Origin of the sequence: Sphingobium estronivorans (assembly GCF_008692605.1) — a bacterium.
Classification (GTDB): Bacteria; Pseudomonadota; Alphaproteobacteria; order Sphingomonadales; family Sphingomonadaceae; genus Sphingobium; species Sphingobium estronivorans.
In genome coordinates, this window is sequence record NZ_LFCT01000037.1 from 1 (window position 1) to 18,389 (window position 18,389).

The following is an 18,389-nucleotide window of genomic DNA, read 5'->3' on the forward strand; positions in this document are numbered from 1 at the left end:
CGGGCGCCGGCTGCGGCGCGGGCTTGGGCGCTGCGGCGGTCGGCACGGCCACCGCCGGGCGGCTGGCGAAGCTGAACGGCTGGGTCAGGGGCGCAGCCGATGCGCCGACCTCGCTGTCGATGCCGGTGGCGACCACGGACACGCGAATCTTGCCGTTCAGACCGTCGTTGAAGGCCGAACCCCAGATGATGTTCGCGTCCGGATCGACCAGTTCGCGGATATGGTTGGCGGCTTCGTCCACTTCCATCAGGCGCATGTCGTCGCCGCCGACGATCGAGACGATGACGCCCTTCGCGCCGCGCATCGACACGCCGTCGAGCAGCGGGTTGGCAATCGCCTTTTCAGCGGCCTGCAACGCACGGCCGTCGCCTTCGGCTTCGCCGGTGCCCATCATCGCCTTGCCCATTTCGCCCATCACCGAACGGACGTCGGCAAAGTCGAGGTTGATGAGGCCCGGCATGATCATCAGGTCGGTGATGCTGCGCACGCCCTGCTGCAACACCTCGTCCGCCATCTGGAAGGCTTCCTTGAAGGTGGTGTTCGGGTTGGCGATCAGGAACAGGTTCTGGTTCGGAATGACGATGAGGGTATCGACATGCTTCTGCAGTTCCTCGATGCCGGACTCCGCCGACTTCATGCGGCGATTGCCCTCGAAGGTGAAGGGCTTGGTCACGACGCCGACGGTCAGGATGCCGCGATCGCGCGCGGCCTTGGCGATGACGGGCGCTGCGCCGGTGCCGGTGCCGCCGCCCATGCCGGCGGTGATGAAGCACATATGCGCGCCGTTCAGAGCCTCTTCGACCGAGGCGATGGTTTCCTCAGCGGCTGCCTTGCCGATTTCCGGGCGCGAGCCGGCGCCCAGGCCTTCGGTGATCTGCGGGCCAAGCTGGATGCGGCGTTCCGCCGGGGAGGAGTTGAGCGCCTGCGCGTCGGTGTTGGCGACGATGAAATCCACGCCCTCGACCGAAGCGGCGATCATGTTCGCGATGGCGTTGCCGCCCGCGCCGCCGACGCCGATCACCGCGATGCGTGGCTTCAATTCGTCCACATGCGGTGGGCTGATTTCAATGCTCATAAATTTTAGCTCCCTCCAGCTTCGATGACGTGAGCGAAACTGTCAACGAAGGTTAATGCAACAGATAATGGCGAGTTTCACTAGGTAATTTCGCCGGATTTCACTTTATTTCAATAGTTCGTCTTCATCGCCTTGACCATTCTTTGCCACCAGGCGGGCGCTCCGATACGATGAACCGTCTGAGGAGCAGGCGCTATCGTTCTAAGATCAACCGGGTTTGAAGCGCCGTAAAGCGCAAGACCGGCCAGCGTCGCGAAGGCCGGGCCGCTATGCGCCTCCGGCAAGGCCGCCAGTCCGCGCGGCCGCCCGATCCGCACGGCGCGCCCTAACGCACCCTGCGCATAATCGGCAATGCCCTTCATCTCCGCGCCGCCGCCGGTCAGCACGACCTGCCGCCCGGTCGGCGTGTTGAAGCCCATGCCCGCCAGCGCCCCGTTCACCTCGACCATGATCTGGTTCAGCCGCTCGCAGATCACCGCCACCAGCGCGGCGCGGGTGATCTTGCCGCCATCGGCATTGGGACCGGCGCTCTGCCCCGGAATGGCGACATCGCCATGGGGCGCGGCGATCTCGATCATGTCGCGGAAATCGCGGCGGTTCTGCATCGCGGAGCCGTAGAAGCATTTGATCCGCTCCGCCTGGCTGCGGCGGATGCCGAAAGCCGACGCGATGTCGTCGGTGATGTCGGACGCGCCGATGGGGATGCTGTGCAGCCCGACCAGCATCCCGCCCGCATAGAGCGAGACATTGGTCACGCCCGCGCCCAGTTCGACCAGCGCCACGCCCAGATCCCGTTCCTCCTCGGACAGGCAGGCAAGGCCGGTGGCGATGGGCGAGGCGACGATGGAGTTGACGTTGAGATAGGCTCCGCGCACGCACAGGTCGAGATTGGCGAGCGGCGCGCCATCGGCCAGCACCACATGGATGTCGACGCCCAGCAGGTCGGCGTGCATCCCCAGCGGCTTCTTCACCGGCACGCGGCCATTGATGGTGAAGCAGGTCGGCTGGGCATGGAGCACCACCCGGCCATCGGGGTCGATCCCCTGCTGACCGGTGGTGAGGAGATCGTCGATATCCGCTTGCTCGACGCGATAGCCGCCCATGTCGCGCTCGACCGTGACGACATCGCTGACCAGGCTGCCGCCCGAGAAGCTGACCCAGACATCCTCGATATTGGTGCCCGCGACGCGCTCGGCCTGCTCGACCGTCTCGCGCACGGCGAGTTCGGTGCGCTCCATGTCCGCGATGAAGCCGCGCCGCACGCCCCGGCTCTCCCGCTGGCCCGTGCCCAAAATCGCCAGCTCGCCATTTTCGGTGCGCCCCGCAATCAGCGCGGACACCTTCCACGATCCGATGTCGATCGCGGTGACGAGCTTATCGACCTTGGGTTGTGCCATGGCGCTTAGCCTTCCTCGCCCTTTGCGGGCGCATCAGCGCTCGCGGCGGGCTTTTCACTGGACGTTCCGGTTCCCTGGCCCTGCGGCAAACGCAGCACGAAACGATCCGGATCACGCATGTCGAACTTGACGATGCCCCGGCCCAGCAGCCGGTTCACGCCATCCATGCGCGCGAAATTGACGAGCGCCGTCGCGGAGGGCTTGTCCCCCTCGGGCAGCGACAGCGTCTCCCCCGACTGAAAGCGCAGGTCCCAGCGCCGGTTCCCGACCCAGGTGGCGCCGGCCAGCATCGGCTTCAGCGCAGGCGCATTCTCCATCAGCTTGTTCAGCCCTGCGGTCTGGAGATTGGCGTTCGGCCCCACCACCAGCGGCAGGTCGGGCATCGCGCCGGGCGACACCGATTGCAGCACCACGCCCGCCACGTCGATCAGGTGAAGCTGGCCGTCATGCTGCCACACCGCGACGGGATCGCGTTCCACGACATCGACCACCAGCGTATCGGGCAGGCGCCGGGAAATGCGCGCATCCTTGACCCAGCCAAGCTTCAGCATCTCATCGCGCACCTTGGGCAGGTCGAGCGAGAGCATGGAACGGTTCACCTGCCCCAGCGCGATATTGTAGATCGGCAGCTCGTCCATCCGTTCGACGCCGCGCACCTCCACCTTCTCGACCTCGAAACCGGCGTTCGCGGCGAGTTCGGACGCCTTCTGCCCGGCCATGGCGGGCAGGCCCAGCAGCATCGCAATGCCGACGACGCCCGCCAGCACAATCCCGACGATCGCCCAACTGGCGATGCGTTGCAGCGTCTCTTCGCTGAAGGGGAGCAGGTCGAGCAGGCCGTCGACCCAGCTGCGGCGCTTGACCGTGCGGCCCCTTCCCCCGCTGCGGCCGCGCGCGCCGGTCGCGCGCGTCAGCCGCGCCGTCCCGCCACGCCGGATGCGTGCTTCAGCCATGCTTTGCCCCCATCTGTGCGCCCTTTTGCGCCTCCTCCAGCGCCTGCTCGACAATACGCTCCACCAGCTCCGCATAGTCAATGCCCAGCTTTGCCGCCTGTTCGGGAACGAGGCTCAAGGGCGTCATGCCCGGCTGGGTGTTGACCTCCAGCAGGAACAGCCCCTCGATCCCCTGCGTGTCGTCCCAGCGGAAATCGGAGCGCGACGCGCCCTTGCAGCCCAGCAACTGATGGGCGCGCAAGGCAATCGCCTTGCAGGCTTCGCTAATCTCATTGGGAATTTCCGCCGGGCAAACATGCTCGGTCATGCCGTCGGTATATTTGGCGTCGAAATCATAGAAGCCGCTTTTCGGGCGCAGTTCCGTCACCAGCAGCGCCTCGTCGCCCAGCACGGCGGTCGTCAGTTCCCGGCCGCGAATATAGGGTTCGGCCAGAAGCTGGTCGAAATGCTGCCAAGGCCCCTCGACATCGCGGCCGATGGGCGAGCCGGCATTGCCGCCCTCCGTCACGATGGCGACGCCGACCGAACTGCCCTCATTGACCGGCTTCACCACATAGGGGCGCGGCAGGGGGTCGCTCTCATACAGGCTGGCGCTCTCGACGATATGACCACCGGGCATGGGGATGCCATGGGGAACGAGCGCCTGCTTGGTCAGTTGCTTGTCGATGGCGATGACCGAGGTGGCAAGGCCGCTATGGGTATAGGTGAGGCCCATCAGGTCCATCATGCCCTGCACCGTGCCATCTTCGCCGGGGACGCCATGAAGGGCGTTGAACACCACATCGGCCCCGGTCTCGGCCAGCCGTGCAGCGACGTCGCGGTCCATGTCGATCCGCGTGACCCTGTGCCCGCGCGATTCCAGCGCCTTGGCGACGCCCTCGCCCGACGACAGCGAAACAGGCCGCTCAGCCGACCAGCCACCCATCAGGACGGCAACATGCCAGGGACCACGGCTCATTTCGACGACCTCACTAGATTTTCCTGATTGGCGTCGCCGGCAAACCGGCCGACACGCTGAATTTCCCATTCCAGTTCGACGCCGCTCCTGTCCTTGACGCGGCGGCGGACTTCCTCGCCCAAAGCCTCGATATCCGCGCTGGTCGCGTCGCCCAGGTTGAGGAGGAAATTGGTATGCTTCTCCGACACCTGCGCCCCGCCCCATTGCAGGCCACGGCAACCGGCTTCGTCCACAAGCTGCCAGGCTTTATGGCCATCCGGGTTCTTGAAGGTCGACCCGCCGGTCTTGCTGCGAAGCGGCTGGCTTTCCTCACGAGCGGCGGCGATGCGGTCCATCTCCGCCTGGATCGCGGCGGATTCGCCGGGCACGCCCCGGAACACGGCGCTCACCACCACCGCGCCTTCGGGCAGGGTGCTGTGGCGGTAGGTATAGCCCAGCGCATCGAGCGGCAGCGTCACGCATTCGCCGGAACGCAGCACGACTTCGCACTCCACCAATATGTCGCAGGTCTCGCGGCCATAAGCGCCCCCGTTCATGCGCACGAAGCCGCCGACCGTGCCGGGGATCGAACGCAGGAACTCCAGCCCCGCAATCCCGGCATCGCGCGCCGTCGAGGAGACGAGAATACCCGAGGCCCCTCCCCCGCAGCGCAGGCTGGTCGCATCGACCTGCTCGACCTTGGCGAAGGGCTTGCCAAGGCGCACGACCACCCCCGGAACGCCACCGTCGCGGACGATCAGGTTGGAACCGAGGCCGAGCGCCATGACCGGAATAGCCGGATCAAGATCGCGCAGAAAATCGGACAGGTCTTGGCGGTCCTTCGGCTCGAACAGCCATTGCGCAAGGCCCCCCGCCTTGAACCAGACGAGGGGACCCAGCGGCGCATCAGCTTTCAGCGAACCGCGAACCGAAGGAAGGGGCGCCGTCGCAACCGTCAATCGCGCATCCCCCAGAGCCGCATCCAGCCCTTCATCGCCTTCATGCCCGCTTCGCCGGCCGGATTGGCGGCCAGCCCGGCGTCCACATTGCGCTGGGCCGCGTCCACCATCTGCTGCGCGACCTCGATGCCCTGCATCTGCATGTCGATCATGCGTTTCTGCATTTCGAGACCGACATTGAACAGTTCGAACATCAGGCCGCTTCCCCCCGGCTCTTTGGCGCCGCCACGGCAGAGGCCAGGCCAGCGGCCCATTTGGTGATGTCACCCGCGCCAAGGCAGATAATCATGTCGTCGGCCTGAAGATCGGCGGCAATCGCGCGGGCGAGATCGTCGGCGCCCTCGATGGTCGCGGCATGGCGATGGCCCCGGCGCTTCAAACCGGCGACCAGTTCGGCGCTGTCCACGCCCTCGATCGGCTGCTCGCCCGCCGGATAGACCGGGGCGGCATAGACGAGATCGGCGTCGTTGAACGCCTGCTGGAACTCGTCCATCAGATCGCGCAAGCGGGTGAAGCGGTGCGGCTGAACCACGGCGATGACGCGGCCCTTCGCGCCTTCGCGCGCGGCGGCGAGCACCGCCTTGATCTCGACCGGGTGGTGGCCGTAATCGTCGATGACCGTCGCAACGCCATCTCCCGCCGGGATTTCCCCGACCTTGGTGAAGCGGCGTTTCACGCCCCCGAACTTGGCAAAGCCGGTCTGGATCGTTGCGTCATCAATGCCCATTTGCAGCGCCACGCCGATGGCGGCCATGGCGTTCAGCACATTATGGCGGCCCGGCATCGGCATTTCGATCCCTTCGATGCGGCGGAGCGACCCGTCGCGCTCGCGGATCTGCACGTCGAAGCGGTTGCCGCCGGGAATAGGCTGGACATTCTCGCCGCGAATATCGGCCTGCGCCGAGAAACCGTAAGTGACAATGCGCCGGTCCTGCACGCGGGGCAGGATCGCCTGCACCTCCGGGTGATCGAGGCACAGCATCGCCGCGCCGTAAAAGGGCACATTCTCGACAAATTCGACAAAGGCGTCCTTCACCTTGTCGAAGCTGCCATAATGGTCGAGATGTTCGGGATCGATATTGGTCACGACCGCCAGCGTGCCGTCGAGGCGCAGGAAGCTGCCGTCGCTCTCATCGGCTTCGACCACCATCCAGTCGCTCTTGCCGAGCCGGGCGTTGGACCCGTAACTGTTGATGATGCCGCCGTTGATGACGGTCGGGTCGACCCCGCCCGCGTCCAGCAGCGCCGCGACCATCGAGGTGGTCGTGGTCTTGCCGTGCGTGCCCGCGACCGCGACGGTCGATTTCAGGCGCATCAGTTCCGCCAGCATTTCCGCGCGGCGGATGACGGGAACGCGTTTTTCCAGCGCCAGATCGACTTCGGGATTGCCCTTCTTGATCGCGGTGGAGGTCACGACCACGGCGGCATCGCCCAGATTTTCGGCCTTGTGGCCGATCATCACGTCGATGCCCTTCTTGCGCAATCCTTCCACGACATAGCCCTCGGCTACGTCCGACCCCTGAACCTTGTAACCCAGATTATGCATCACTTCGGCGATGCCGGACATGCCGATGCCGCCAATGCCGATGAAATGGATCGTGCCGATGTCGGTGCCGACACCCTTCATGCGGGAACTCCCTGGAGATTGAGGCTGGTGGGCGTCGGGCCGACACGCAGCGGGTCGTTGACGATGGGCGCAGGGCCGATGCTTTCGAGCAGGTCGGCCATGTCGCGCGCGGCATTGGGACGGCCGCAGGCGCGGGCGCGCCTGGCGGCGTTCTGGAGGGCGCCGGGTTCCAGCGCCATTTTCTGCATCTGCTTGGCGAGTTCGACCGCCGTGAAGCGGGCCTGCGGGATGGTCCGCGCACCCCCTGCCTCGGTCATTTCGCGGGCATTGGCGGTCTGATGGTCGTCCATGGCGCTGGGCAGCGGGATCAGGATCGCCGGGCGGCCCGCGCAGGTCAGTTCCGCCAGCGTCGAAGCCCCTGCCCGCGCAATCACCAGATGCGACCAGCCGAGCTTTTCCGGCACATCGTTGAAATAGGTCGCGAGATCCGCCGGGATTTCGAGGTCGGCATAGAGCTTGCGGACCCGCTCAATATCCTCGGCGCGGCATTGCTGCGTCACCTGCAAACGGCGGCGCAGGCTCAAGGGCAACATGCCCAGGCCATCGGGCACCACGGAGGAGAGGATCGTCGCGCCCTGGCTCCCGCCGATCACCAGCACGCGGAACACGCTCTCGTCCGTCAGCGCCGGAAATTCCTCTTCCCGAAGCTGCTTCACTTCCTCACGCACCGGATTGCCGATCAGATGCACCTTGTCGGCATATTTGTCCCTGAGCCGTTCCACATTGGGATAGGCCGTGGCAATCGCATCGACCCGCCCCGCCAGATAGCGGTTCACCCGGCCCAGCACGGCATTTTGCTCATGGATCGCGGTCGGAATGCCATCGGCCAGCGCGCCCAGCAGCGCGGGCATGGCGGGATAGCCGCCAAAGCCCACCACGGCGGTGGGGCGGAACGTCTCGTTCAGCCGCCGGGACATGGCGCGCCCCGCCATGATCGCCTTCAACGCGCCCGCCCAGCTGCCGGGATTCCTGGTCATCCGCCCGGCGGGCATGACATGAACCTGCGCCTTGTCGAAGATTCCGGGAATCTTCGCGCCGCGCTCATCCGTCACCAGCGCGACATGATGGCCACGCGCCATCAGCTCTTCCGCGACGGCATGCGCGGGAATCATATGACCGCCCGTCCCGCCTGCGGCGAGGACGAAGTGACGGGAAATGCTCATCGACCACTCCATTTGACGACCGTGTGCCGACCCATGAAGGGATTGCGCCGCGTGAACGCGAGCAGCAGGCCGACGCCGATACAAAGCGCCAGCATAGAGGAGCCGCCATAGCTGATAAAGGGCAGCGTCATGCCCTTGGACGGAAATATCTGCGCATTGACGCCCATGTTGATGATCGCCTGCAACCCGAACTGGGTGGTGAGGCCCGCCGCCGCGAGGATGGTGAAATTATCGTCCTCGTCCAGCATCCGCAGGAACACGCGGACCACGATCGCCAGATAGACGCAGGCGATGCCGATGCAGGCCAGCAGCCCGAACTCCTCCCCGATGACGGAGAAGATATAGTCGGTATGCGCTTCGGGCAGGCGGAACTTGGCCTGCCCGCCGCCGGGACCCACGCCCAGGAAGCCGCCATGGGAAATGGTGCGGAAGGCCAGTTCGGTCTGGTCCGGCCCCATGTCCTGGGCAACGCCGATCCCCAGAAAGTCGTTGATGCGCTGACGGCCATTCTCATAGAACATGTACATCAGCACCAGCCCGCCCAGCGCCGCTCCGGCCAAGGCGCCAATGGCCCGCATCGACACGCCCGACAGCAGCAGCAGCCCGCCCCAGCAGGCGAGGAAGATCACCGTCTGCCCGAAGTCCGGCTGCTTCATCAGGATCGCCGCGATCAGCGCGGTCGTCACTCCGGTCAGCGGGATCACCGGCAGCGTCATGTCCTTGCCGCGCAGCGACAACAGCCAGGCCATGGTCACCACATAGACCGGCTTCAGAAACTCCGACGGCTGGAAACGGAAGCCCGGCAGGTCGATCCAGCGCTTCGCCCCGTTCACCACGGACCCCAGCACCGGCACCAGCAGCAACGCCAGCGCGAAGACAATGCACAGGCAGAAGGCCAGCCGCCGCGCCTGCGTCCGGGGCAGCATGGAAATGACCAGCATGATCGGCAGGCCGATGAACACCCACATCAGCTGGCGGTAGAAATAGAGGAGCGGCGTCACGGCAACGGCGCTGGTCGACCGATCGATCGCCGCCACGGGCGAGGCCGCCGCCACCGCCACCAGCCCGATCGCCATCAGCGCGACGATCAGCGACAGCAGGACGCGGTCGATTTCCCAGAACCAGATGGCCAGCGCCGTGCGTTCCCGCGGGACGGTGCGGTTCCTGAACTCCTTGACCAGTTCACCAGCCCTGAACATGCCCCTTTTGCCCCTCTATTCCAGCGCGGCGACGGCGGCGGCGAAGGCATCGCCCCTCGCCTCGAAATCGCGAAACTGGTCGAAACTCGCGCAGGCGGGCGACAGCAGCACCACATCCCCCGGCTGGGCCACCCGCGCCGCGCGGCGAACGGCGGCCGATAGCATCTCGCTATCGTCCACAGCCATAGCGGGGCGCAACAGTTCAGCGAACATAGGCCCCGCTTCACCGATGGTATAGGCGTGCGCCACATGGCCGAACCAGGGCGCGCACTCGTCCAGATTGTCCGTCTTGGCAAGCCCGCCAACGATCCAGTGCAGGCGCTTGCGCCCATCCACCGGCGGATAGGCGGCCAGAGCCGGCGCGGTCGAAGCCGCGTTGGTCGCCTTGCTGTCGTTGACGTAGAGGACGCCGTTCAACTCGCGCACCCGCTGCATCCGGTGCGGCAGGCTGGCATAGCTTTGCAGGCCCCGTTCGACGACCGCTTCATCGATGCCCAGCGCGCGCGCCACGGCGATGGCGACAGCGGCGTTCTGGGCATTGTGCGGGCCTTGCAGCGCGGGCCAACCGGCCTGCGCCATGGGATCGATGTCGGCGGCCGTCACTGCCACCCGGCGCGCGCCGGTCTGGGCAGCGATGGAGCGGCTCGGTTCGTCCTCGGTCGCGATCACGGCGACATGATCGGGCGACTGCATTTCGAACAGCCGGGCCTTGGACGCGACATAGCCCTCAAAGCCATTATAACGGTCCAGATGATCGGGCGTGATGTTGAGCAGCACCGCCACATCGCAATCCAGGCTCTGCGTCAGGTCGATCTGATAGCTCGACAGTTCCAGCACATAGACGCCCCCCTCCGGCAGTGGGTCCTGCCCCAGGATCGGCAGGCCGATATTGCCGCCCATGCGGGTCGGAATGCCCGCCGTCTCGATGATGTGATGGACCAGCGCCGTGGTGGTCGACTTGCCGTTGGTGCCGGTGATGCCGACCACCCGATGCTTGGGCAAGGAGGGCCGAGCGAGCGCGAAAAGCTCTATGTCGCCGATGACCGGCACGCCCGCGAGCTTGGCATGCATGGCGATGGGATGCTTGTTGAGCGGCACGCCGGGCGACACGGCCACGCCGTCAAAGCCCTTGAGGTCGATCTCCGCCGGATCGGCCAGTTCCGCCTTGCCCGCGACCGCAGCGCGGGCCTCATCCCGGCTGTCCCAGGCGACGACCTGCGCCCCGCTGGCGGCCAGACATTCGACCGTGGCGAGGCCCGACCGCGCGAGCCCCAGCACCGCATATTTCTTGCCCGCAAAGACGTCCGAAACAATCCCCATGGCGCTCACCGCAACTTCAGCGTGGCAAGGCCGGCAAGCGCCAGCACGAAGGAGATGATCCAGAAACGGATCACGACGGTCGGCTCGGCCCAGCCCAATTGCTCGAAATGATGGTGGATCGGTGCCATCTTGAACACGCGCTTGCCGGTCCGCTTGTAGAAGAAGACCTGGATGATGACCGACATCGCCTCCACGACGAACAGCCCGCCGATCACGCCCAGCACGATTTCATGGTGCGCGGTCACCGCGATCACGCCGATGGTGCCGCCCAGCGCGAGGCTGCCGGTGTCGCCCATGAACACGGCGGCGGGCGGCGCGTTGAACCACAGGAAGGCCAGCCCCGCCCCAATGATCGCGCCGCACAATATGGTCAGGTTGCCCGCGCCGGGCACATGGGGAATGCCCAGATAAGCGGCGAAGTCCGCGCGCCCGACCAGATAGACGATCGCCATGAAGGCCAGGCAGGCGATGATGACCGGCATGGTGGCAAGGCCGTCCAGACCATCGGTCAGGTTCACCGCATTGCCGAACGCCACGATCACGAAGGCCGCGAACAGGAAGTAGAACGGCCCCAACTCGATCGCCGGACCATTGTAGAAGGGCACATAGAGCGCGGTATTGCCATGCTGACTGACGATCAGCCACGCCGCGAAGCCCGCGATCAGGAACTCGAACGCCAGCCGCATCTTGCCCGAAAGCCCCTTGTGGCTGGCCTTGGTCACCTTGTCATAATCGTCGAGGAAGCCGATGGCGCCGAAGCCCAGCGTCACGAACAGGCAGGCCCAGACATAGATGGACGACAGGTCCATCCACAACAGCACCGATGTCACCATGGAGGTCAGGATCATCAACCCGCCCATGGTCGGCGTGCCCCGCTTGGCAAGGTGCGTCTGCGGGCCGTCGTCGCGGATCGGCTGCCCCTTGCCCTGCCGTACCCGCAGCCAGCCGATGAAGCGCGGCCCGATGACCAGCCCGATGATGAGCGCGGTCGCGATCGCGGCCCCGGCGCGGAAGCTCAAATAGCGGATGAGGTTGAACACACCCGCGAAATCCATGGTCTGGGCAAGCCAGTAGAGCATCAGTTCGTCTTTTCCTGTAGCGCGGCGACGAGGCGCGACAGGCCGATGCCGTTCGAACCTTTCACCAATATCGCGTCGCCCGCGCGCATTTCACTTTGAATGAGATCGGTCGCCTTCGCCGCGTCCGGCACATGGTCGAAGGCCATCACGCCGCCGAGCGCTTCGGCCAGCGGCTGCATTTCATCCCCGACCAATATGGCATAGTCGACTTTGCTCCCTGTCAGCGGCTCGACCAGCCTGGCATGGAGGTCCCGGCTGCGGTCGCCCAGTTCGCGCATCCCGCCCAGCACGGCGATGCGGCGGTCGGCCTGCTCCCGGCCCAATTGCTTCAGCGTGGCAGCCATGCTCAGCGGATTGGCGTTGTAGCTTTCGTCGATCAGCAGCGCCTCGCCGCCAACGACCCGCACCATGCGCCGCTCGCCCCGGCCCGGCAGGCCCGGCATTTCCGCCAGCGCCAGCCCCGCCGCCGCCAGATCGCCGCCCAGCGCCTCTACCGCGGCCAGCACCGCCAGAGCATTGGACACCCAATGTTCGCCCGGCGCGCCGACGGTGAAACACAGCTCCACGCCCGGCAGCGTCGCGGTGACCAACGTGCCGCCGCCCGCCGCCGGCACCATGTCGCGGGCGCGGACATCGGCCTCCGGGTCGAAGCCGAAGGTCAGGATGCGCGCGGCATGCCGCTCCGCCTTGGCATAAAGGGTCGCGACATGCGGGCTGTCATAGGGGATGACGGCCGTGCCGCCGGGCTCCAGCCCCTCGAAAATCTCTGCCTTGGCCTCGGCGATCTTCTCTTCGGTGCCGAAAAATTCGATATGGGCGGGCGCGATGGCGGTGACGATGGCGACATGCGGCCGCACCTGCTGCGTCAGCGCGGCCAGTTCGCCCGCATGGTTCATGCCCATTTCGAACACGCCGAAAGCCGACTCGCGCGGCATGCGCGACAGGCTGAGCGGCACGCCGACATGGTTGTTATAGCTCTTGACCGACCGATGCACCGCGCCGGGGGCGATGCGGTCCAGCGCATGGAACAGCGCTTCCTTGGTGCCGGTCTTGCCGACCGAGCCGGTGACGCCGACCACCTTGCCCCGCATCCGGGCGCGCGAGGCGCGGCCCAAAGCCTCCAGCGCCGCCGCGCTGTCGGGCACCAGCACATGCGGCTGGGCAATGGCTTCGCTGACGATGGCGCCCGTCGCCCCCTGCCCGAAAGCCTTGTCGACGAAGCGATGGCCGTCGGTCGCCTCCCCCTTCATCGCGACGAACAGGTCGCCGCCCGTCACCTCCCGGCTGTCGAACGCCACGCCAGAAACGGCAAAGGGCGTCGAAGCGACGCCCCCCGTGGCCTGCGCGATCTCCTCGGAGGTCCAGAGCGCGCTCATCCGGCGCATTCCCGCGCCACGGTCACATCGTCAAAGGGCAACACACGGTCCCCGATAATCTGCCCCTGCTCATGCCCCTTGCCAGCGAGCAGCACGATATCATCCGCACCGGCCTGCGCAATGGCGGCGGCAATCGCGGCCCGGCGCCCGCCGATTTCCTCTGCCCCCGGCGCGCCCGCCATGACAGCGGCGCGGATGGAGGAAGGCTCCTCCGAACGGGGATTATCGTCGGTCACGATCACATGATCGGCGAGTTCGGCGGCAACCTTGCCCATTTGCGGCCGCTTGCCCGCGTCACGATCGCCGCCCGCGCCGAACAGCGCAATCAGCTTGCCCCGCGTATGCGGCCGCAGCGCTTCGATGGCGGCGCGCAGACCATCGGGCGTATGCGCATAGTCGACATAGACCGGCGCGCCCGCCCGCGTGATGACCGCCCGCTCCAGCCGCCCGCGCACCGGCTGCACCCGGCCGAGCAGTTCCAGCACCTTGCCCGCATCCTCGCCGCCCGCGATGACCAGGCCCGCAGCGGTCAGCGCATTGGCGGCCTGATAGGCGCCGATCAGCGGCAGGTTGACCTTGTAGGACTGGCCCTCAACCTCGATTTCCAGCGTCTGGCCCAACTGGGTCGGGGTGCGGTTGGCCAAGCGCAATGCCTGCCCCTGCACCCCGACGCTCAGCACACGAAGCCCCCGCTTCGTAGCTCGCTGGATGACCTTGTCCGACCATTCATCGTCCGCCCAGACGACCGCCGCGCCCTGCGGCGCGACCACTTCGTCGAACAGCCGCATCTTGGCCTCGAAATAGCTCTCCATATCGCCATGATAATCGAGATGGTCGCGCGACAGGTTGGTGAAGGCCGCCACCGACACCGGCAGCCCTTCCGTGCGATATTGCGCCAGACCATGGCTCGACGCCTCGAACGCGGCATGGGTGACGCCCTCGCGCTTCAGCCCCGCCATGTTGGACAGGAACGTCACGATGTCCGGCGTGGTGAGGCCGGTCGACACCTGATCGACCGAGGTGGTGACGCCCAAAGTCCCGATGGATGCCGAATGATGCCCCAGCATCCGCCACAATTGCCGCGCCAGTTCCACGGTGGAGGTCTTGCCGTTGGTCCCGGTGACGGCCACGGTCACATCCGGGAAAGGCGCGAAATAGCGCGCGGCCATCTGCGCGAACAGGCGGCGCGGATTGTCATGGGCGATGTGGATCGCGCCCTCGACCTTCGCTTGCCGTGAGGCGACCACCGCCACGGCCCCGGCGTGCACGGCGGCGGGGATAAAATCCTCGCCATTCGCCCGTGCCCCCTGGAAGGCCCCGAACACCGTGCCCGGCGCGACCTTCCTGTTATCGATTGCAAAGCCCGACACCGATTGTTCTAGATTTGGCGCATCTAACGGCGCTTTGGTGTCGAGCTTTGCATCCAGCCCCTCGATTAGCGACCCGAGGCGCATCTTATTCTTTCTCCTTGTCGCCGTGCAGCAACGGCATGAGGTCGGAAATATCGACGTCGCGCCGCTCGTCGGGCAGGACGCCCAGCATCGGCCCGGTGCGCTCCACCACCCGCTTCACCACCGGCGCGGCGGTCCACGCCGCCGTGCGCAAGCCATATTGGCCCGTCGCCTCGTCCATGGTGACGAGGACCACATAGCGCGGATTGTCCATCGGGAAAGCAGAAGCGAAAGTCGTCACCAGCGAAGTCTTGTTATACCGGCCCTCTTGCGGTTTTTCGGCCGAACCCGTCTTGCCGCCCACCCGGTATCCCTTGGCGTCGGCGCTGCGTCCTGTACCCGCCGCGACGATCATGCGCAACAGTTGCCGCATCCGCGCGCTGGTGGCGGCGGAAAAGACCCGGCGCCCTTCGGGAACCTCATCCGCCTTCAATTTGCGCAGCGTAGCGGGCCGCCACAGGCCGCCATTGACCAGCGCCGCATAAGCCGAAGCGAGATGCAAAGGCGTTACAGCGATGCCATGGCCATAGGAAACGGTGAGCGTGGTGATGCGCCCCCAATTGACCGGCCACAGCGTCCCCGCACGTTCATTCAGTTCAATCGGCGCGCGATCGTTGAAGTGCAACTCGCGGAAAAGATGCTGCAAAGGCTCCGCGCCCATCTGGTCCGCGATCCGCGCCGTGCCGATGTTGGAACTGTGCACGAGGATTTCGGGCACGTTGATCCAGCGGCCGAGCGGATGATCGTCCTTGATCCGGAACCCGGCAATGGCAAGCGGCGTGGTCGCGTCATAGGTCTTGGACATGGAGGTAACGATCCCCCGGTCCATGGCCGCACCGATGGAAAGCGGCTTGAACGCCGACCCCAGTTCGTAGCGCGCCTGCACCATATGGTTGCAGAGCGGCGATTCGCTGCACGTCTTGCCCGCGTAATTTTCCAGCTTGTTGGGATCGAACACCGGAATCGAGGCCATGGCGATCACTTCGCCGGTGTTCGCGTCCAGAATGACGCCGCCGGCGCCCTTGGCGCGGGTCTGCACCAGCTGCGCATACAGCTCGCTCTCCAGCGCGCCCTGCACCCGGCTGTCGATGGACATGGCGAAGGGCTGGCCGCGCAATGCCGGATCGGTCAGCCGGTCGTTGAACGCCGCCTCGACGCCCATGCCGCCCTTGCCGTCCGCATTGGGCGCGAAGCCCAATATATGGGCCGCCAGCGTGCGCTGCGGATAGAGCCGTTCCTTCTCGCGCGGAAACTCGATGCCGATCTCGCCCAGCGCGTTCACCGCCGCCACCTCTTCAGGCAGCGCGCGGCGGCGCAGATAGGCCCAGCCCTTGCCGGTCAGCTTCTTGTAGAAGCCCGCTTCCGGTTCGTCGGGGAAGATTTCATGCAGCTTGCGCGCGAGGTCGGACGGATCGCTGATCAGCTTCGACGGGCGTACGGCGATGGAATAGGCATCCATGGTGCGCGCCAGCGGCACGCCGTTGCGATCCACAATGTCGGCACGGGCAGGCACGCCGGACATCACGTCGCCGCTCCGTCCGCTGCCCGCGAAAATCCCTACCCAGGTCAGGCGCAGGATCACCACCGCCGTGATGACCATGAAGAGGATCAGCAGCAGCATCAGCCGGTTATGCGCGATCGCCGTCAGGTCGACGCGTTGCTTGCCCGCCCTTGCCCCGCCCGGCTGGACGATGATCGTCGCCATTTAACGATCCCCCTTGCGGCGTTCGCGCTTGGCCTGCGCGCTGATGTCGCCGATGGTGCTGTCATCCAGCAGCTTCGCGTCCAGCATCGCCATCCGCTCGGCGCGGCGGGCGACGGGATTGGGCTTCGACGTGTCGGCGTCGTCCTTCGCCTTTTCCCTGGCGGTCTTGACCGGCGCCGCCTTGGCGATCTTCTCGACATTGTCGGCCGCATGGGCTTCGCGGATCACGGCGATGTCGCTGCGAATCTGCGTCGCGGCCGGGCTGGCAGGGGCAGCCTGCGGCGCGGAGGGCAGATCGGCGGGCGTCTGCACCATCGCCACCATCACCGGCGGCGCGACATAGTCCGGCCCGTTGGGCTGCACCCCGTCCAGATGCGCCAGCGCCCGCTCGCCCGCCAGATATTGCTGGGCGGTCGGCGTCGCATACATGAAATCGTCCTGGTTCCAGCGCTCCAGCTGGCGCATGTTCGCCCGTGCGCTGAACTCCGTCTCCAGATACCGGATATCGGCCTTCGCCCGCGCGATCTGCACCCGCACCTTCATCAGTTCGTTGCGCTCGGTCGCCACTTTGAGCGACACCATATAGGCCCCCAGCGCACCCAGCGCGACGAGCAGGATCCAGATCAGGCTCTGCAATCTCTTGACCGCGATCATGAGCGAGGACTCCGGGAAGAAACAGGGGCGGAAGTACGAATGGCGCTGCGCAAGGTGGCGGATCGGGCTCGGGGGTTGCGGGCCAGTTCCGCCTCTCCGGGCCGCACCGCCTTGGCGGGCTTGTGGAACGTGGGCGCATCGCCCGCCTTCTTCTCGGGCAGGTGGCGCGATCCGCTTCCCTCCCCGCCGCTCCGCTTGCGCAGGAACTGCTTGACGATGCGGTCCTCCAGCGAGTGGAAGGTCACCACCGCCAAACGGCCACCCTCTTCCAGAATCGCCTCGGCCGCTTCCAGCCCGCGCTCCAGTTCCTCCAGTTCGCGGTTCACATGGATGCGGATCGCCTGGAAGGTCCGGGTCGCCGGGTCCTTCTTGTCATGCGGCTTGTGACCCAGGGCCCGGCGCACGACGCTCGCCAACTGCCCGGTGCGCTCCAGCGGACGCGCCTCGACAATCGCCTTCGCCACCCGGCGCGAACGCGGCTCCTCGCCATAGAGATAGAGGACGTCGGCAATTTCCTGCTCAGGGGCATTGTTCAGGAAATCGGCGGCATTCATCCCGCTCTGGCTCATCGTCATGTCGAGCGGCCCGTCCGCCTGGAAGGAAAAGCCCCGCTCCGCCCGGTCGAGCTGCATCGAGGATACCCCGATATCCAGCGTCACGCCCGCAACCGACGTCACGCCACGCTCCGCCAGCAAGGCTTCCATGCGCGAAAACTCGCCGGCGATCAGGGTGATGCCCTTTTCGTCCGCCAGCCCCTGCCCTTCCCGAATCGCATCGGGATCGCGGTCGAAGGCGAACACTTTCGCCCCCTTCGCCGCCATCGCGCTCGAATAGCCGCCCGCCCCGAACGTGCCGTCGACATGCGCCTCGCCGGGGTTGATGGCGAGGGCGTCGAGAACTTCGTCGATGAGCACCGGGATATGGCGATCAGGGGAAGCGCTCACTTCGCGCCTCCCGCCGCCCGCTGGTCCAGCCAGCGGCGCACCTTGTTGCGGATCAGTTCCGGCCGGTCCTTGCTGTCGACCAGCGTTTCGGGCTTCCAGATCTGGATGTAGCGACCCACGCCATAGAAGAACACGGCGTCGGTGATGCCATATTCATCCTTGATGTCGGGGTGCATGGCGAAGCGGCCGCCTTCGTCGAAATTGACCTCCTCGATGGTGCCGAGGCGGCGTTCCAGTTCCAGATCGGCATCATAGTCGCGCCCTTGGGCACGCGCTTCGCGGGCCAGGTCCTCGACCTCGGTGAACAGAAAGCGGCGATGCGACTCCCCAAAAGCCGTGGCGCAGGGGTTGCCGCCATGGACCGAGAGGAAAAGCCGGGTTTCATTGCTGCTGGACAGCTTGACCTGCCGGCGCATCTCCAGGGGCAGCACGAAACGGCCCTTGCCGTCCGCGACGCTGAATGCGTTGCCCGTATAGAGAATGAGTTCCGACACTTTTGGACTGCTGCCCCTCTGTTTCCAGGGCGCAGGCCGTCGCCGACCGGATTCGC

The 18,389-nt window shown here is 66.0% G+C and carries 17 protein-coding genes; all 17 read right to left on the reverse strand.

The genetic code is table 11. From position 1 onward, the window contains the following. Positions 1–1,075: cell division protein FtsZ (gene ftsZ / locus F7P65_RS20445; RefSeq protein WP_150295160.1), on the reverse strand; the 1,075-nt coding region annotated here is incomplete at its 3' end. A 110-nt stretch (positions 1,076–1,185) separates the two neighbouring features. Further along, positions 1,186–2,472 carry a cell division protein FtsA gene (gene ftsA, locus F7P65_RS20450; RefSeq protein WP_150295162.1) on the reverse strand — a complete coding sequence of 429 codons (1,287 nt, stop codon included), beginning with the start codon at positions 2,470–2,472 and terminating at the stop codon, positions 1,186–1,188. 5 nt (positions 2,473–2,477) lie between these two features. Beyond that, positions 2,478–3,425: a cell division protein FtsQ/DivIB gene (locus F7P65_RS20455; RefSeq protein ID WP_150295164.1), complete on the reverse strand. Its 948-nt coding sequence runs from the start codon at positions 3,423–3,425 to the stop codon at positions 2,478–2,480. Continuing rightward, the gene (locus F7P65_RS20460) at positions 3,418–4,383 is read right to left on the reverse strand and encodes a D-alanine--D-alanine ligase (RefSeq protein WP_150295166.1); all 966 of its coding nucleotides are present in this window, start codon (positions 4,381–4,383) and stop codon (positions 3,418–3,420) included. The genes F7P65_RS20455 and F7P65_RS20460 overlap by 8 nt, the downstream gene beginning before the upstream one ends. Further along, positions 4,380–5,321 carry a UDP-N-acetylmuramate dehydrogenase gene (murB, locus tag F7P65_RS20465; protein ID WP_150295168.1) on the reverse strand — a complete coding sequence of 314 codons (942 nt, stop codon included), beginning with the start codon at positions 5,319–5,321 and terminating at the stop codon, positions 4,380–4,382. The genes F7P65_RS20460 and murB overlap by 4 nt, the downstream gene beginning before the upstream one ends. After that, entirely contained in the window at positions 5,318–5,515 is a 198-nt protein-coding gene (locus tag F7P65_RS20470; RefSeq protein ID WP_150295171.1) for a hypothetical protein, read from the reverse strand. Before F7P65_RS20470 ends, murB begins: the two co-directional genes overlap by 4 nt. Then, positions 5,515–6,948 carry a UDP-N-acetylmuramate--L-alanine ligase gene (gene murC, locus F7P65_RS20475; protein ID WP_150295173.1) on the reverse strand — a complete coding sequence of 478 codons (1,434 nt, stop codon included), beginning with the start codon at positions 6,946–6,948 and terminating at the stop codon, positions 5,515–5,517. The genes F7P65_RS20470 and murC overlap by 1 nt, the downstream gene beginning before the upstream one ends. Then, the gene (gene murG / locus F7P65_RS20480) at positions 6,945–8,111 is read right to left on the reverse strand and encodes an undecaprenyldiphospho-muramoylpentapeptide beta-N-acetylglucosaminyltransferase (RefSeq protein WP_150295175.1); all 1,167 of its coding nucleotides are present in this window, start codon (positions 8,109–8,111) and stop codon (positions 6,945–6,947) included. Before murG ends, murC begins: the two co-directional genes overlap by 4 nt. Continuing rightward, positions 8,108–9,310 carry an FtsW/RodA/SpoVE family cell cycle protein gene (locus tag F7P65_RS20485; RefSeq protein ID WP_150295177.1) on the reverse strand — a complete coding sequence of 401 codons (1,203 nt, stop codon included), beginning with the start codon at positions 9,308–9,310 and terminating at the stop codon, positions 8,108–8,110. The genes murG and F7P65_RS20485 overlap by 4 nt, the downstream gene beginning before the upstream one ends. A gap of 15 nt (positions 9,311–9,325) precedes the next feature. Continuing rightward, a complete protein-coding gene (gene murD / locus F7P65_RS20490) occupies positions 9,326–10,630 on the reverse strand; it encodes a UDP-N-acetylmuramoyl-L-alanine--D-glutamate ligase (RefSeq protein WP_150295179.1) in 1,305 nt (434 codons plus the stop codon). A 5-nt stretch (positions 10,631–10,635) separates the two neighbouring features. After that, positions 10,636–11,709, reverse strand: coding sequence for a phospho-N-acetylmuramoyl-pentapeptide-transferase (gene mraY / locus F7P65_RS20495; RefSeq protein ID WP_150295181.1), 1,074 nt, complete (start codon positions 11,707–11,709; stop codon positions 10,636–10,638). Beyond that, positions 11,709–13,085 (reverse strand): UDP-N-acetylmuramoyl-tripeptide--D-alanyl-D-alanine ligase, encoded by a 1,377-nt coding sequence (locus F7P65_RS20500; RefSeq protein ID WP_150295183.1) that lies wholly within the window; start codon positions 13,083–13,085, stop codon positions 11,709–11,711. The genes mraY and F7P65_RS20500 overlap by 1 nt, the downstream gene beginning before the upstream one ends. Beyond that, on the reverse strand, positions 13,082–14,539 hold the full coding sequence (locus F7P65_RS20505; RefSeq protein WP_150295185.1) for a UDP-N-acetylmuramoyl-L-alanyl-D-glutamate--2,6-diaminopimelate ligase: 1,458 nt from the start codon (positions 14,537–14,539) through the stop codon (positions 13,082–13,084). The genes F7P65_RS20500 and F7P65_RS20505 overlap by 4 nt, the downstream gene beginning before the upstream one ends. Before the next feature lies 1 nt (position 14,540). After that, the gene (locus F7P65_RS20510) at positions 14,541–16,241 is read right to left on the reverse strand and encodes a peptidoglycan D,D-transpeptidase FtsI family protein (RefSeq protein ID WP_150295187.1); all 1,701 of its coding nucleotides are present in this window, start codon (positions 16,239–16,241) and stop codon (positions 14,541–14,543) included. Then, a complete protein-coding gene (locus F7P65_RS20515; protein WP_150295189.1) occupies positions 16,242–16,895 on the reverse strand; it encodes a colicin transporter in 654 nt (217 codons plus the stop codon). Further along, positions 16,892–17,839, reverse strand: a complete 948-nt coding sequence (gene rsmH, locus F7P65_RS20520; RefSeq protein ID WP_150295191.1) for a 16S rRNA (cytosine(1402)-N(4))-methyltransferase RsmH — start codon at positions 17,837–17,839, stop codon at positions 16,892–16,894. Before rsmH ends, F7P65_RS20515 begins: the two co-directional genes overlap by 4 nt. Further along, on the reverse strand, positions 17,836–18,333 hold the full coding sequence (locus F7P65_RS20525) for a division/cell wall cluster transcriptional repressor MraZ (protein WP_150295193.1): 498 nt from the start codon (positions 18,331–18,333) through the stop codon (positions 17,836–17,838). The genes rsmH and F7P65_RS20525 overlap by 4 nt, the downstream gene beginning before the upstream one ends. Positions 18,334–18,389: the final 56 nt, after the last annotated feature.